General features: G+C 45.1%; 13 protein-coding genes. 5 read left to right on the top strand and 8 right to left on the bottom strand.

All coding sequences use genetic code 11. The features are described 5' to 3' along the window. Positions 1-86 precede the first annotated feature (86 nt). A complete protein-coding gene (locus tag MASE_RS12785) occupies positions 87-812 on the top strand; it encodes a choice-of-anchor E domain-containing protein (protein WP_014950162.1) in 726 nt (241 codons plus the stop codon). Between the two features lie 299 nt (positions 813-1,111). Here MASE_RS12785 and MASE_RS12775 read toward each other — a convergent pair whose 3' ends face one another. Together MASE_RS12775 and xseA are read right to left on the bottom strand one after the other, a co-directional pair. Next, positions 1,112-2,269, bottom strand: coding sequence for a hypothetical protein (locus tag MASE_RS12775; RefSeq protein ID WP_014950160.1), 1,158 nt, complete (start codon positions 2,267-2,269; stop codon positions 1,112-1,114). Positions 2,270-2,284: 15 nt separating this feature from the next. Continuing rightward, positions 2,285-3,637 carry an exodeoxyribonuclease VII large subunit gene (gene xseA, locus MASE_RS12770; protein WP_039228354.1) on the bottom strand — a complete coding sequence of 451 codons (1,353 nt, stop codon included), beginning with the start codon at positions 3,635-3,637 and terminating at the stop codon, positions 2,285-2,287. A 100-nt stretch (positions 3,638-3,737) separates the two neighbouring features. Between xseA and guaB the strand changes: the two genes are divergently transcribed. From guaB to MASE_RS12750, 4 genes are all read left to right on the top strand, one after another. Beyond that, a complete protein-coding gene (gene guaB, locus MASE_RS12765) occupies positions 3,738-5,207 on the top strand; it encodes an IMP dehydrogenase (protein WP_014950158.1) in 1,470 nt (489 codons plus the stop codon). A gap of 70 nt (positions 5,208-5,277) precedes the next feature. Then, positions 5,278-6,855, top strand: a complete 1,578-nt coding sequence (gene guaA, locus MASE_RS12760) for a glutamine-hydrolyzing GMP synthase (protein WP_014950157.1) — start codon at positions 5,278-5,280, stop codon at positions 6,853-6,855. 211 nt (positions 6,856-7,066) lie between these two features. Beyond that, the gene (locus MASE_RS12755; protein ID WP_014950156.1) at positions 7,067-8,689 is read left to right on the top strand and encodes a methyl-accepting chemotaxis protein; all 1,623 of its coding nucleotides are present in this window, start codon (positions 7,067-7,069) and stop codon (positions 8,687-8,689) included. A gap of 109 nt (positions 8,690-8,798) precedes the next feature. Next, on the top strand, positions 8,799-9,701 hold the full coding sequence (locus tag MASE_RS12750) for a histone deacetylase family protein (RefSeq protein ID WP_014950155.1): 903 nt from the start codon (positions 8,799-8,801) through the stop codon (positions 9,699-9,701). 81 nt (positions 9,702-9,782) lie between these two features. Here the strand turns inward: MASE_RS12750 and MASE_RS12745 are convergent, their stop codons facing one another. The 6 genes from MASE_RS12745 to folD all read right to left on the bottom strand — a co-directional run bounded on the left by MASE_RS12745 (position 9,783) and on the right by folD (position 16,111). Further along, the gene (locus MASE_RS12745; protein WP_014950154.1) at positions 9,783-10,799 is read right to left on the bottom strand and encodes a phospholipase A; all 1,017 of its coding nucleotides are present in this window, start codon (positions 10,797-10,799) and stop codon (positions 9,783-9,785) included. Positions 10,800-10,834: 35 nt separating this feature from the next. Next, a complete protein-coding gene (locus MASE_RS12740; protein ID WP_014950153.1) occupies positions 10,835-11,677 on the bottom strand; it encodes an MBL fold metallo-hydrolase in 843 nt (280 codons plus the stop codon). A 37-nt stretch (positions 11,678-11,714) separates the two neighbouring features. Next, complete coding sequence (locus MASE_RS12735; RefSeq protein WP_014950152.1) at positions 11,715-13,433, bottom strand: proline--tRNA ligase; 1,719 nt, start codon at positions 13,431-13,433, stop codon at positions 11,715-11,717. Between the two features lie 182 nt (positions 13,434-13,615). Further along, the gene (gene tsaA / locus MASE_RS12730) at positions 13,616-14,335 is read right to left on the bottom strand and encodes a tRNA (N6-threonylcarbamoyladenosine(37)-N6)-methyltransferase TrmO (RefSeq protein ID WP_014950151.1); all 720 of its coding nucleotides are present in this window, start codon (positions 14,333-14,335) and stop codon (positions 13,616-13,618) included. Positions 14,336-14,572: 237 nt separating this feature from the next. Further along, positions 14,573-15,151 (bottom strand): DUF1415 domain-containing protein, encoded by a 579-nt coding sequence (locus MASE_RS12725; protein ID WP_014950150.1) that lies wholly within the window; start codon positions 15,149-15,151, stop codon positions 14,573-14,575. A 105-nt stretch (positions 15,152-15,256) separates the two neighbouring features. Next, positions 15,257-16,111 carry a bifunctional methylenetetrahydrofolate dehydrogenase/methenyltetrahydrofolate cyclohydrolase FolD gene (gene folD, locus MASE_RS12720; protein ID WP_014950149.1) on the bottom strand — a complete coding sequence of 285 codons (855 nt, stop codon included), beginning with the start codon at positions 16,109-16,111 and terminating at the stop codon, positions 15,257-15,259. Positions 16,112-16,156: the final 45 nt, after the last annotated feature.

The following is a 16,156-nucleotide window of genomic DNA, read 5'->3' as shown; positions in this document are numbered from 1 at the left end:
AAATTAATCTATGGTTTCTTTCTTGCAGTCACAGGGAGCCCCTTCGACCGTCGGGGTAATTCTAACTATATGAGCAGGATGAATTTATGAATAAGCGAATTATTGCCGCTGCCATCATCGCAGCGACTACAATGCCAATAAAAGCAGCAATTATTACGCAAGAAGTATCCTTTGGTGAACAAGGAAGTCCTTTCGACGTGGCAGAAGTATCGCCGCTATCGGAAAGTGTGTTTATTGACGCATTTGATCAAACACTGGGTACACTGAACGCTGTAAATATAACGGTCTATGGACAGATAGACAGCGAAGGAAGATCCGTTAATGGAAGCTCTGAAGCAGGTCGCACTGACGTAGATATCTTTCTAGCGTCGAACTGGCAAGTATCCAGTAGCGTAGCTGACACATTTGTATTTGAACAAGCAAATTTCGTTAATCCGCTTGTCTCTGCACAAAGCTCACCAGAGGGGACATTCACAATGATTCCAGGTGAAGATTCTGCCGAATTTGAGTTTGATGTGACAACAGGCGAACGGTCGGGGATGCTAGCAAACGTAGACTTGTCGGCCTTTCTAGCCGGAACTCCAATCGAATTTTTGTTTTCAACGGATGCGAGAACGAACGTATTTAATCAAGTAGACGGGGGAACGGGTAGCTTTACAAATGAATTCTCAACGGGTTCTTGGGGTAAAGTATTCGTAGAGTTCGATTACGCCCCGACAGCCACTAGTGTTTCTGAGCCAGCGGCATTTAGCTTATTTGGCGCAGGGCTTTTGTTCTTATTATCAAACAGAAGAAAAGTAATCAAAAAATGAGTGTAACGTCTATCGATTATTACAATTTCGACCGTTTATAATCCAGACAAAGGAAGAATGATGTCAGTGGAAAAATTACACTCAGCGAAGCAGCCGCTTCAAAAAGACCAGGTTTACAATTGGTTTGATAGGTATAAACCGAGAGAACAGGCGAAAGTTCACATTTTAAGCAGTGACGTGAAACGTAAGTCAATTAATCCTGTAATGCGATTTATTGAAAAATAAAAACAGCAACGGTTCGCTCTTACCCATTGGCCAAAGTTTAGCAACTAGTGATACAACTAATCTTTTCTATGGTATCAATTGGCGCTTTCTAAAAGCAGAGAGCGAACCTTTTTCATCATTTCAGACTCTTGCGGAACTTCTACGTTAACAATCAATTGATTGACAATATTGTCTGAAAAGTCAGGAGGAAAAGTCGTAGACACTTTTACGATTTTATCTTGTAGCTTAAAGACATAGGTTGTCGCGTAAATTGTTGGTGATGTTTCAGATGTCGCGCTTAGCCCCAACCTCCATCCTCTTAATGCGCTGTTAACCTCGTAGCGTGAGGCTGGACTGATTTGAGACAAAGTTAACTGCTGTAAATCGGCTGTAGCACTAGCTCTTTGCAGATCACTTTCTAGTTGCTTAGGAAGTAGCTCGTTTTCATCTGAAGAAAGCTGATCTAAAAAGGGATATACGGTGACGTCAACGAGCGCATCTTCAAACTCAGGGTGTATATAGCGAGTAATTGCACCGTTAAACGGGTCTGGATATAACTGAGTATCTAATTTAGTGAAGTCGCCAATGGCGTTTGGTACCTGTAATCCACCCTTATAGTCGCTAGCTTCTAGCGCATCGAACAAAAACTGGCTGGTAAATAATCCAGAATGTTTGGCATGTTGAATCCAGCGGGTAATCAACGATTGAGCTTCTTCTTCGGCTAAAGCGGTTTCCGTTTTCACATCTGTGTTTTCTAGAGCACTCGCATCAAATGAAGATGAGTCAATTTCTATCCCTCGCCATTGTAAAGTGAATTCTGCAAATTGTTTTGCGTGCTGTCGATGCATGCCAGGCGCTGCGCCAACATTAGCAATCAATAGTTCGTAGTCGTTTCCTTCGCCATAAGGGAACAAATGACTGAACTCTCCTGATTCGCTTAGGAGTTTAATAAAGCTGTCGGGCGAAATAGCATCTTCAAAACACAAATTAGTGGATTGAGAAGCATTAGCTTCGCTTAATGCTCGCTGGGCTCCACAAGCCCTGAGTAACGTCTCGCTCGGGTAGGTAGAAAAAACAGAGACAGGTTGATTGACCATAGAAGCAAAGGTGAAGTCAGGCACTAGTAACAGAACAAAAACGCACAAAGGTGTCAAAATTTTTGGTACAGCGAACCGCTGTGACTTTAGGCTCCAAAATGCACAGGCCCGCTGGTAAATACTGGAAAAGGAAAACGCGTTTACATGAACGGGCATAATACTTAAGGCTACCTATTGCCGTTGAATGTGTGTCACTGTACTGGTTATTTCTCCGTCAGTCACCCGAGATTTTATCTCATCACCTACATTTACTTTATTCACGCTATTAATGGCTGCTTTGTCGGACAAAGTAATGCTGTAACCACGGGCGAGCGTTGAAAGAGGACTTACGGATTGTAAGAGGCTAACTTTACCACCAAGTTCATTTTTTTTGCTTCTAATAAGTGTGTTCATGCTTGATAAGAGCTTGGTGCTAGCATAGTTTAATTTGTCTTTTGCACGCGCCACGTTTGCTGATGGCGATTGTTTGTTTAGCCTGTAATCAAGACCTTGTAATCGCTTCTCTGCTTTTGCCAAGTCGTTTTGCATCTTATGCGCTAAACGAAGTTGTAGTCTGTCTAACGTTTGCCACTGCGATTGGATGCGGCTTTGTGGATGCAACGCATTTAGCCGTTGTTTCTTTAAAACAAGCTGTTGTTTACTCGTTTGAAGGTACTGATGTATTGCCCTTGCTAAGCGTTGTTTTTGCTGACTTAGCGTTTGGTAAAGAGCGGCAGAATCCTGACTTAAGATTTCGGCAGCAGCAGATGGGGTAGGGGCGCGAACATCGGCGACGAAGTCACTAATGGTGAAGTCTACCTCATGGCCTACGGCGCTAACTATTGGAAGGGCACTTGCAGCGACTTCTCTTGCTAAGCTTTCATCATTAAAACACCACAAGTCTTCTAATGAACCGCCGCCTCGCGTAAGTAACAGCACATCCACTTCTGCGCGGTGGTTAGCCGTTCTCAACGCATTAATTAACTGTAAAGGTGCAGTTTCACCCTGAACCATCGACGGATAAACAATGATTTCGGTTTGTGGGCTGCGTCGTTTTAATACACTTAATACATCGTGAAGCGCTGCACCGCTTGATGAAGTTATTACGCCGATGCGATTGATACGTTCAGGTAGCGCACGCTTGTTAGCAGTATCGAACAAGCCTTCATTGTTGAGTTTGAACTTTAAGGCTTCGAACGCTTGCTTAAGCGCACCTTCGCCATCGCTTTCCATGTGTTCGACAACCAGTTGATAGTCGCCGCGTGCTTCGTAAAGGCCAACCGACGCTCGCACTAAAATTTTGTCGCCTTCTTTAGGGCGAATACGAACATTGCGGTTTGATCCCTTAAACATGGCCGCGCGAACTTGGGCTTTGTTGTCTTTGAGCGTGAAATACCAATGCCCTGATGCGGCTGCCACAAAGTTGGATATTTCGGCAGATAGCCAAATAAGGCCAATTTCGCCTTCCAGTACGGTTCTGGCTAAGCGATTTAGCTTGGTAACTGTTAAAATTTGTCGAGACGTAGATGGCGAATTTGTAAACATAAAAAAAATCACTGGGTTTAATACATTTAGAGTTTACCTGAAAACTAAAAAACACTACAATTGCGCCGCAATTAACCCTCAACTGAATAGGTGTTGTTGCATGCTACGTATCATCCAAGAAGCCCTGACGTTCGACGATGTGTTGCTGGTTCCCGGCCACTCGACCGTCCTCCCTCACACAGCCAACTTACAAACACGCCTTACGCGTGGCGTAACGTTAAATATTCCAATGGTGTCTGCTGCCATGGACACGGTTTCTGAAGCCCGTCTAGCTATTGCGCTAGCCCAAGAGGGTGGTATTGGTTTCATTCATAAAAACATGAAGCCCGAAGAGCAAGCCAAACACGTACGTGAAGTTAAGAAATACGAAAGTGGTGTGGTATCTGACCCGGTAACGGTTGAAGAGAATGCGACCATCGGTGAAGTTATCGCGCTTTCTAAGCGTCTTGGTTACTCTGGCTTCCCGGTGACTGACAAAGATAATAACCTAATTGGTATTGTGACAGGCCGCGATCTTCGCTTTGAAAAGCGTTTGAATTTGCCTATTAGAAACGTAATGACCGGTAAGGATGATCTGGTTACCGTTAAAGAAGGTGCAAGCTCTGATGTGGTGTTAGACCTAATGCACGAACACCGCATTGAGAAAATTCTTGTCGTCGACGACGCGTTTAAGCTTACAGGCCTGATCACTGTTAAAGACTTCCAGAAAGCAGAAAACAAGCCTAACGCATGTAAAGACTCGCTTGGTCGCCTACGTGTTGGTGCTGCGGTAAGCGTTGGACCAGGTACTGACGAACGTATTGCACTACTTGTAGATGCAGGCGTTGACGTTCTACTTATCGATACCTCTCACGGTCACTCGCAAGGTGTTATTGACCGCGTGAAAAAGGTACGTGCAGACTATCCAGATGTACAAATTATTGCGGGTAACGTTGCGACGGGCGATGGCGCGAAAGCACTTGCCGATGCCGGCGTAGATGCTGTTAAAGTGGGAATTGGCCCTGGTTCAATTTGTACTACCCGTATCGTAACCGGTTGCGGTGTGCCTCAAATTACTGCGGTATCAGATGCAGTAGAAGCGCTTAAAGATACTGACATTCCAGTAATCGCTGACGGCGGTATTCGTTTTTCGGGTGACATTGCTAAGGCGTTGGCTGCTGGCGCAAGCTGCGTAATGGTTGGCAGCATGCTAGCAGGTACTGAAGAAGCGCCAGGCGAAGTAGAACTTTTCCAAGGCCGTTATTACAAGTCATATCGCGGTATGGGTTCACTAGGCGCTATGGATCAAAGCCACGGTTCGTCAGACCGTTACTTCCAAGATTCTGATAACGCTGAGAAATTAGTACCAGAAGGTATTGAAGGCCGGGTAGCGTACAAAGGTCCAATTGCTAATATTATCCATCAGCAAATGGGCGGCTTGCGCTCAGCCATGGGCTTAACGGGCTGCGCAACGATTGAAGAGCTCAATACCAAGGCACAATTTGTGCGCGTAACTTCAGCCGGAATGGGCGAGAGCCACGTTCACGATGTAAGCATTACCAAAGAAGCGCCAAACTACCGTTTAGGTTAAGGCGACCGACGACTGCGAGGCTGGTACTACACCAGCCTTTGTTCTTTTATTTAACGGGTAAAAATAAAACATGACCACAAATATCCACGACCAACGCATACTTATTTTGGATTTTGGCTCGCAATACACGCAGTTGATAGCACGTCGTGTTCGCGAAATAGGCGTTTACTGTGAGCTTTGGGCTTGGGATGTGACCGAAGAGCAAATCCGCGAATTTAATCCTCAAGGGATTATTCTGTCAGGTGGCCCAGAGTCAGTAACCGAAGAAGGCTCGCCACGCGCGCCCGAATACGTATTTGAAGCCGGCGTGCCAGTGCTAGGCGTGTGCTATGGCATGCAAACCATGGCACAACAGCTAGGTGGTGGCGTACTGGGTTCAGACAAGCGTGAATTTGGTTATGCGCAAGTAGAAGTGATTAAGCCAAGCCCGCTGCTGGATAAAATTGAAGATGCCATAGGTGATAACGGCGCGGCGCTGCTTGACGTATGGATGAGCCACGGCGATAAAGTGGCAGCTATTCCTGAAGGTTTTGAAACCATCGCGCAAACCGCTTCATGCCCACATGCTGCAATGTATAACGCAGAGAAGCAATTCTATGGCGTGCAGTTCCACCCTGAAGTGACTCACACTCGCCAAGGCATGCGTCTATTAACTCACTTTGTGATGGACATCTGTAAGTGTGAAAAGCTCTGGACAGCTGGCGCAATTATTGACGATGCCATTGAGCGTATAAAAGAAAAGGTGGGCGATGAAGAAGTTATTCTTGGCCTTTCAGGCGGCGTAGATTCTTCAGTAACAGCCATGCTGCTTCACCGCGCGATAGGTGACAAACTTACTTGTGTGTTTGTAGATAATGGCCTGCTTCGCTTAAATGAAGCTGATCAGGTAATGGAAATGTTTGGTGACCATTTCGGCCTTAACATTATCCGTGTAGACGCTGAAGAGCGTTTCCTTGATCGCCTAAAAGGCATTGAAGATCCTGAGCTTAAACGTAAAGCTATTGGTAATGAGTTCGTTCGTGTATTTGACGAAGAAGCGGGTAAGCGTGAAAACGCGAAGTGGTTAGCGCAAGGTACTATTTACCCAGACGTTATTGAATCAGCGGGTTCTGCAACGGGTAAAGCGCACGTAATTAAGTCGCACCACAATGTGGGCGGCCTTCCTGAAGATATGGAGCTGGGTCTTGTTGAGCCACTGCGTGAACTCTTTAAAGACGAAGTACGCAAAATCGGCCTAGAGCTAGGTTTACCGTACGACATGCTTTACCGTCACCCGTTCCCTGGTCCGGGTCTAGGTGTTCGTGTACTTGGTGAAATTAAGAAAGAATATTGCGACTTACTACGTCGTGCTGACGCTATCTTCATTGAAGAGCTATATGCAGCTGACCTATACCAAAAAGTAAGCCAAGCGTTTACCGTATTCCTTCCAGTGCGCTCAGTTGGCGTAATGGGTGATGCGCGTAAATACGACTGGGTAGTAAGCCTTCGTGCAGTAGAAACCATCGATTTCATGACAGCTCACTGGGCACATTTACCCTACGACTTCCTAGGTAAAGTGTCGAATCGTATTATCAATGAAATTGACGGCATTAGCCGCGTAGTATACGACATTTCTGGTAAGCCACCTGCTACAATTGAGTGGGAATAAACGGGTGTAAATTTACCGAAATGAAAAGAGAGCCTTCGGGCTCTTTTTTTTATCTACTTAAAAAAGAACAAGTTAATAAGCCTGTTACTATAAGGGTGTATATTTTCGCATATATTGGTATGTTGATTCATACCAAATTTGTAACCATACCGTCATAAAAATATCATTTAATGGCGACGTCCTTCTTTAAATTTATACTAAAGGTTAAGCCGTGTTCAATTACACAAGCATCAGCCGTTTGGTGATGACGCCTGTTCTCGCCAGCTTTTTAATTCTTGTACTATTAAACGGTGCCTCAATTCTAAAGTCTTTCTCGTTACTTAATTCATTCGATGAGTTAGAAAACACCCTTGTTCAGTCAGAACGAGACGTCAATACCACGCTAAGTACTTTCAAAACTCAAGTGCAAGAGTGGAAGAACGTATTGTTGCGTGGCCACAAAAAAGACGACCGAGAAAAATACTGGGAGCGATTCAAGCAGAGAGAGGCCGACATCACTCGCCAGTTTGACCTGATGCTATCAAGTAGTGTGATAAGTGAAAGCGTGAAGTCAGATATCAGGCAATTTCAAAAAGCCCATGCAGTCATGGCCGAGAAATACCGTGAAGGATACGACGCATTTATTAACTCAGGGTTTGATCCAAAGGTTGGAGATAGCTTTGTTCGAGGTATTGATAGAGAGCCTGCTAAGCTCCTCTCAGGTATCGCGGCGGAAATTGCAGCCGATTCAGCGAACGCGATTGCTGAACTTAAAGCCAATACGCGCACTATGCTCTGGATAATTCTACTGGCAGCAATCGCGCTTTCTGTGCTTTCTGTTGCTTATGTGATTGCTCGTTTGCGCTCTCAGGTTATTAAACCAACGAAGCAGGTTGCGGCGTGTATATCCAACTTGGCTCATAGCCGTTACGACTACGCGTTAACGTATTCCAGCGACCATGAATTGGGCATGCTGGCAGAATCAGCCAGGGCATTACAAAACAAATTAAAAGATTCGGTTGCGCAGCTTCAACAAGCGGAGACCGAAATGGAAAAGGCGTTTGGCACCCTCGGTAACGTCAGCCAATCCATTATGGAAGGCGCCAATGGACAACGGGATGCGTCGCGCTCGCTTGATAGCAGTACGGATAAACTTAAAGAGATTGTGCAAAATTTAGTGGCAATCACCGACCAAGTTGCTGTGGCGACAAATAACTCTGAAAAGAACGTGGCAAGTTGTTATGCCACGTTTGAAAGCGCCAATGCAGGCTTTAAGCAGCTAGCTAAAACGGTAACCGAATCAAGTAATATCGTGTCAGAACTGCAAAGCCGCAGTACCAATATTCTAAAAGTGGTAAATGTTATTAATGAAATTGCCGATCAGACTAACCTGCTGGCTCTAAACGCAGCAATTGAAGCTGCTAGAGCAGGTGAGCATGGCCGTGGTTTTGCTGTGGTAGCCGACGAGGTTCGAGCACTTGCAGCTAAAACACAGCAGTCGACCAAGGAAATTAACGACATTTTAAGTAGTTTTGAAGCTGAAGCAAAAGGGGCCGTTGCGGCGATGTCGTCAGGCAAGCAGCTGTCAGACACAAACGCAGCAGAAGCAGCGACAGCGCTTGAAACACTCAATAACGTGGTGAGGGATATTCAAGAAACGGCGAGCGTAGTTGTGGCGCTTAACGAAGCCGCAGATGAGCAAGAGGCTGTACTTCAGCAGGTGGAAACAATTATCAGTAATGTGGTCACATCATCTGAAAAATATCATCAACTTGCTCAGCGTGATGACATGTCACGCTCAATGAAAAGTATGTCAGAAAACGTTGAAAAGGTGGTGAACAGTTTGACCCGCTAACTGTGCTTTGTCAGTATAAACACGTTAAAAGGGAGTGTTTGGACAATGTTCACGCTCCTTTTCTTTTATCTGTTATAGATGCGCGCGCCCTAAACTAGTATTGATAATAATGACAACACCACTCGTATTTCATTCTATTTATAGCCAGTTAGATCTTCCTGAGCGACACCGATTTCCCATCGAGAAGTACGTAGGTATTCGTGATGAATTGTTAAATCGTGGTGTGGAAGCATCGCGTTTTGTTACTCCATCACCGGTTGATCTTTCTTTTCTAACTGCCTATTACGATCCGGACTATGTTGATGCACTAAGTACTGGCGCATTAGATAAGAAAGCCATGCGCCGCATAGGCTTTCCCTGGTCGCAGCAGCTGATTGAGCGTACCCGTACTGCCGTTGCTGGAACCTGTTTAACAGCCAAGCTAGCTCTAGAGCATGGAAAAGCATTGAATTTAACGGGCGGCTATCATCACGCGTTTGCTGATTTTGGTTCAGGTTTTTGCTTGTTCAACGATCTATATTTGGCAGCGAAAACTATGCAGCAAACCCCGTCCGTTGAAAATGTGCTTATTGTCGATTTAGATGTGCATCAAGGCGATGGCACAGCAAAACTTGCCGAAAACGACCGTGATATTTTTACCTTATCTATTCATGGTGAAAAGAACTTTCCTCACAGAAAGCAGTGTTCCGATATTGATATAGGGCTCGATAAAGGCACCGAAGACGATGAGTATCTAACTACGCTAGAACAAGCGCTAACGATGGTAATGAGACAATTTCAGCCCGATGCCATCATCTATGACGCAGGCGTTGATGTGCATGTAAACGACGACCTTGGTCATTTGCATATCTCTACGCAAGGCGTGTACGAGAGAGATACGCAAGTCTTTGCGTTAGCCGAGCGTTTAGGCGTTCCGATTGCTGCGGTAATTGGTGGAGGCTACCAAAGAGATATTGCAGCGCTGGTAGAGGTGCATATTCAGCTTTATCGCGCGGCAGGCGTGATTGATTAGCAAACAGTGATGTCGAAATGAGAAGAGCACGCCATGCAAAAGCGGTTTGGCGTGCCCATCCTGTGTCTACGTGGTTATTTATTACAAAAAGTGCAGCTGAAAACCGATACCAATACGTTCTTGTGAGCGGTTATAGTCGATAAGCGAATCGCCATAGCCATTGAAGTATTGAAGCAAGACTTCATAGCGGTCAGAGATAGGGTAGGTGAAGTCTAGCTGGATGCTGCCTCGGTTCTCATCTACGTCGAGGTTATTTCGTAAAAGCGCCAGTACTTTAAACGCGCCAATTTTCCTTCCATAACCAAGTTCCATTCTACCGTAATAGTCTTGTATATCAGGGTTATCGTCGCCGGTAGGATCAAGCGGGTCTGTTTTCTCGTCTTCAGGAATACGGTACCACGTCTTTAGGTAGTAGATATCGTCATCGTCGCTAAAGACAATAGAGGCAAATATACGGTTCCAGCTTCGAGAGCGCAGCCCGCTTTGACCGTTAGACATATGATTGAAACCAACTTGAAAAGTATTAAATTTGTAGCCAAGCACGGAATAATCGGCTGTTTCTTGCCAAAAGACTTCTGGTTCGTAATTGGTCTCGCGAAACGGCTTCGACGCTTCGCTGTTATAAAGCTGCCAGAAAGAGGTTAGCGTAAAGCCAAAGTAAACACCGTCGAATCCTGTATCTTCCAAATAAAGCGGCAGCTTTGCGCTTACCTGAAATTTTGCTTCTTTATTGTCTATGTTCTCGTTTGTGAGTTCTTCACTTGCCACAGAGCTTGGGTTGGAAACGTAAGTAATTGGAAGTAGATAGTTTTGTCTATGCTGAGTGATAGCAAACACATTATCCAGTGCTTCTTTATCGCCTTCTAATCGGTTATCCAGTGCACTTTCCGTGATGGTGTCACGCTTGATGATATCGATAACTTCAATACCGCTTTCATCCTGTGACGATTGATTTTCTTCATTTTCAATAGTGCGCTCTTGTTCACTATTTTCTGAAGATGACGCTTGTTCGCTTACCACTTCTTGTGATTGTTGAGCGCAAACAGGCGTGCAAGCAGCAAATGCTGCCAAAAATACAAAAGGCTTTAACAAAGACACCTTTAATTCTCCGTAACGTGGGGTTGTTGTTATGCTTAACTGAAGTCCAGTGCTTGGCCTTCTGAAGATGCAAATACTTGTAGATTAGACTCTGCCACTGTGACGTATACATTACAATGGTTTACAACATCATCTATATCGTCATCAGTCCGTTCTGGATCATGACTATATAAAGCTAATTTTTTTGCGTTACATGCCATTGCTAGTTTCACCGCTTCTTCCGCGACCGAATGACCCCATCCGTTCTTAGCTGGCATGTCAGACAACATGTACTGTGCATCGTGTATTAGCAGATCGGCATTTTGTGCAAATTTTGCGAAATCGATAAAGTCTGTTTCTTTTTTGTAGGGGGGGTAAAGCTCATTATCTGTTATGTAAGCCACCTTTGCGTCATCGGCTTCAATACAATAGGCACTGCCACGACCGGGGTGGTTCATGGCTAAGCGAGTTATGGTTGCGCTTCCTACTGAAAATCGGCTTGTAGACTTGGGAATATCGACAATAGAAATGTTAGCTTTCAGCGCACTTCGGGGGACTGGAAATAACGACCCTTCCATTTGCTTTAAAATTTGATCAGGTTCATCAAGGAGGGTTTGACCCGGGTATATGTTGATTTCGCGTGAAGCCTGATAGATAGGCGCAAAAAAAGGGAAGCCTTGAATATGATCCCAATGGTTGTGGCTCAACAGCAGATTAATGGGAGTATCTTTTTGAATAAGGCGCTCGCCGAGCACGCGAATCCCTGTGCCTGAGTCGAGGATGATATCGGTACCATCCTCAAGCTCAATGTGAACGCATGCAGTATTACCACCATAGCGGACGTAAGCTGCTCCCGGGGTAGGGATTGACCCTCTTACGCCATAAAATGTTAACCGCATACGTCCTCTTTTCTAATCTAATCGGCGAGATCAGGCGCTAGAGTGCGGCTACAAAGTCCTTTGCTGCGCTAATATCTAACAACTGCTTTTCACCAGTACGTCTATTCTTATACTCAACCTGTTGATTATCTAGGTTTCTTTCACCAATAACAATGCTGTGAGGTATGCCAATTAATTCCATATCATTGAACATGACACCCGGACGCTCTTTTCTGTCGTCAAACAACACTTCTACGCCAAGGGCAACAAGCTCTTCATAAAGCGCTTCCGCTGCTTCTTTAATGCGATGAGACTTATGCATATTCATTGGTATTAATGCAATTTTAAACGGTGCAATAGGATCTGGCCACTTTATGCCAAATTTATCGTGGTTTTGCTCAATAGCTGCCGCTACAATTCGAGATACGCCTATACCGTAACAACCCATAGTTAAGGTTTGGTGCTTACCTGATTCGCTTAGTACGCCGCAGTTCATGGCCTCTGAATACTTGCTGCCAAGCTGGAAGATATGACCCACTTCGATGCCGCGTTTAATATCTAGCGTGCCTTTCCCGTCAGGAGATGCATCGCCTGCTACAACGTTGCGAATATCAACGCCAGTAATATCTTCAGACCAGTTTACGTTAATATTTACCTTACCGCCTGCGCCTGCGCCTGTAGTGAAGTCAGCAAGGGCAGCTGCACTGGCGTCAATATAAGCGGGTACAGGCAGGTTGGTTGCATCAGCAAACAATGGTGACACGCCAAGAATATCTTTTGCTTGTTCAAATGATGCTTCAACAAGCGGGCTTGCAACGCCGTCTAACTTCTCTGCTTTTACATCATTAAGCTCATGATCAGCACGAAGTACAAGGGCTACCCATTTATCAGAAACTACTTCTTCGCCTTTACTGTCTACTTCATTAGCGGCTTTCACTACTACGACTTTAACCGCGTTTGTCACTTCGGCTTCTACGCTTTTTAAGATGGCATTGAAATCTTTGCCTTTGGCATCTTTAGTCTCAACTGCAGCGCCCGATGCGACAGCTTTTTCAGGCGCAACAGCTTCAGCCATTTCAACATTGGCTGCGTAATCACTGTCGCTTGAGAAAGCGATATCGTCTTCACCTGATGCGGCAAGTACGTGGAATTCGTGAGAGTGATTACCACCAATAGAGCCAGAGTCGGCAATGACTGCTCTGAAGTCTAAGCCCATACGCGAGAATATATTGCAGTAAGCGTCGTACATTTTTTGATACGTTTCTTCTAAACAGCTGTCTTCTAGGTGGAAGCTGTACGCATCTTTCATGGTAAATTCACGACCACGCATAATGCCGAAACGGGGGCGCACTTCGTCGCGGAATTTAGTCTGAATCTGGTATAGATTGAGCGGAAGCTGCTTATAGCTGCTAATTTCATTACGCACAAGCGCGGTAATAACTTCTTCGTGCGTTGGACCTAATACGAAATCACGCTGGTGGCGGTCTTTAATACGAAGTAACTCTGGACCGTATTCTTCCCAACGTCCAGATTCTTCCCACAGGTCTGCAGGCTGAACAACGGGCATTAGCACTTCAATCGCGCCTGCTTTGTTCATTTCTTCACGAACAATATTGGCTACTTTGTTGAGTACACGAAGACCAGATGGCAACCACGTGTATAGACCCGAGGCTAGCTTTCTGATCATACCAGCTCTTAGCATTAGCTGGTGGCTGATAACCTCTGCATCTGCAGGTGTTTCTTTCTGCGTGGCAAGCAAATATTGACTAGTGCGCATGTAAAGCAGGTATCCTGTTATAAATGTATTTATTACGGTTAGTGTGATGCTCTTTCGCAAACGGCAATTCGCAAAACAAAACATTGCGAAATGCTTGAACCGAGATAAGGTGTCACACGTTTGGGCGTATTCTAATTAACTGTGAGCTATTTCGCCACAGACTGTTAACACTAATAGTGTAATTATCCTAAATGAACCAGTTCGGTCACCTTAACGGCGGCATCTCTTATTTCAAACCCTACATCAATATCGTATAGCGTCACGCGGTAGGTTTTCTCATCATTTTCAATATGCTGTTTATAGGCTGGGCGAGGGTCTTGGGACAGTACCGCAGTCACCAAGGCAGAAAAACCACGGTGCTTTTTCTCTATTTCAGCAAGTGTGGGCTGGATTGTATCGGCGAATGATACGTCGCGATTGGGTATGGGGTTAATGTCATCAAGATTATCGCTGGCGCTAGGAACACTATCAGCGTACGCGATATAGGGTTTGATATCGACAAGTGGTGTGCCGTCGACTAAATCTACCCCTTCAACCACTAACTGTGTCTGTCCATTACTGCTAACCACACCTTTGTTTTTCACCACAGACATGCCAATCCCATTAGGTCGGTGGGTACTGCGACTTGCCAATACGCCCATAGTTGCATTACCACCTAGACGAGGGGCTTTTACCGTATTTTTCCAACCGCGTTCAATGTTTTGGTGAAAGATAAAAAGCAGCCACAGGTGACTGTAATTCTCTATCCCTTTAAGCAAATTGATATCGTTAAAGCCTTCTTCGAAGGTAATAACACCTTCGGCGTTAGCCAAGTTGGGCTGCCTTGGAATAGCAAACTTTTGCTTGAAAGGCGTAGCGACGGTCGCTATCGCCTCGAGAGAAAATGAATTGTGGGTATTCACGTTTTAGCCCTAACGAAGTCAAAATGTGTAACGTTGTCATATTACTCACATAATTTGCAGGTAAAGTGACGTTTCAAGTGAAAGCTTGAGCCAAATAAACATCCTGCTTGTTATAAGGCGCTGCTTATTTGGGTTCCCTGGAGTAATCCAATACTTTAGGCCTGCTCGCATCACGAGCTTATTCTCTTTTTAGTGCGTGTTTTTTACATTGTACAAAAAAGGTAAGCTTCCCGTGTTTTATCGAGCGGGCTTATCTTTTTTAAGCGTGTCTAACACGCCCTCAAAATAAGGGCACCCAAGCGTCCGTGCTTTTTCAATGTTATGGCTGAATATCTTTTCGGCATCCTCTTCTTTCTTCATGTAGCGTGTGATATCAGCTTCACGAATCAAATGCAAAAGCGGGTAGGGTGAACGATTGGTATAGTTTTCAGCATCGTCTACGTCGCTACCGTCGAATACATAATTGGGGTGGAAGCTGGCAAGTTGGTAAGTGCCGCTGTATCCCCAGTCGTGTAGCATATTATCGCTAATAGCCAATACATCGAGATATTCGTTGAAATCAGCAAGGGTTGAATGCGTGAGTGCAATTAGTGTTGTAGCGGTGGTGTCGTTATCTTCTAAATGCCGCAACTCATCGTATAGCGATTGAACGACATTTCCCGCATCGCCCTCAATTACCACACACCGAATTTGATGAGGTGTTCTTACATAGCGCGCAAAGGGACAAAAGTTGTGTTTTATCACAATGTCGTCAACCCATTTAAGCGTTGCATCAATTACGTGCTGTTCCCATAAAGGAGATGTTGGTTCTGCCATAAAAGGTGTAGGTCAGTTTGAGTCTGTGTTCAACGTGAGGGGAGTATAAAACAAAAAGGCAGAAATTTGATTTCTGCCTAACATTTAGGTTGAACTATTTGTACTTTAAGAATGATATTTTACGTAAGCTTCCAGCGTATTCTCTATCAAACTGGCTACTGTCATCGGCCCAACTCCGCCTGGAACGGGGGTTATCCAGCCTGCGCGCTCTTTCGCTTTTTCGAAATCAACATCGCCAACAAGTGAACCATCATTAACGCGATTAATACCTACATCAATGACAATCGCGCCCTGTTTTACCCAGTCACCAGGAATAAAGTTCGGTTTACCTACCGCGACTACCAGTAGGTCTGCACGTTGAACGTGACTTTTAAGGTCTTGAGTAAACTTATGACAGGTAGTAACGGTGCAGCCTGCTAAAAGCAGTTCCAGGCTCATAGGGCGCCCCACAATGTTCGACGCACCTACAATGACCGCGTCTAAGCCTTTTACAGGGCGCTTGGTTGACTCTATCATGGTCATGATGCCTTTTGGCGTGCAGGGACGTAGTGCAGGAATACGCTGTGCAAGGCGGCCAATGTTGTATGGATGAAATCCGTCGACATCTTTATGAGGGTGAATACGTTCAAGTACCTTTTCTGCATTTAACCCTGCAGGTAAAGGAAGCTGTACCAGAATTCCGTCTATCTCTTTATCTTCGTTTAGCTCGTCCACTAAATTTAGCAAGGTCTCTTCTGTGGTATCAGAAGGAAGGTCGAAAGAGCGAGAAACGAACCCCACTTCTTCGCACGCTTTACGTTTATTGGAAACATAAACTTGAGAAGCTGCATCACTGCCAACAAGGACAACGGCTAGGCCTGGTTGTCTTTTACCTGCTTGCGTAAGCGATTCAACATAGGAGGTTACGTGTTGGCGAACTTGTTTGGCAATTAGTTTGCCGTCAATAAGATGGGCGGTCATAGTCTTGTACGATTCTTATATGGTTGGGTGGTCAACAAGTGCCCT

The sequence above is a fragment of the Alteromonas macleodii ATCC 27126 genome (assembly GCF_000172635.2).
Classification (GTDB): Bacteria; Pseudomonadota; Gammaproteobacteria; order Enterobacterales; family Alteromonadaceae; genus Alteromonas; species Alteromonas macleodii.
This window is presented reverse-complemented; position numbering and strand designations above follow the sequence as displayed.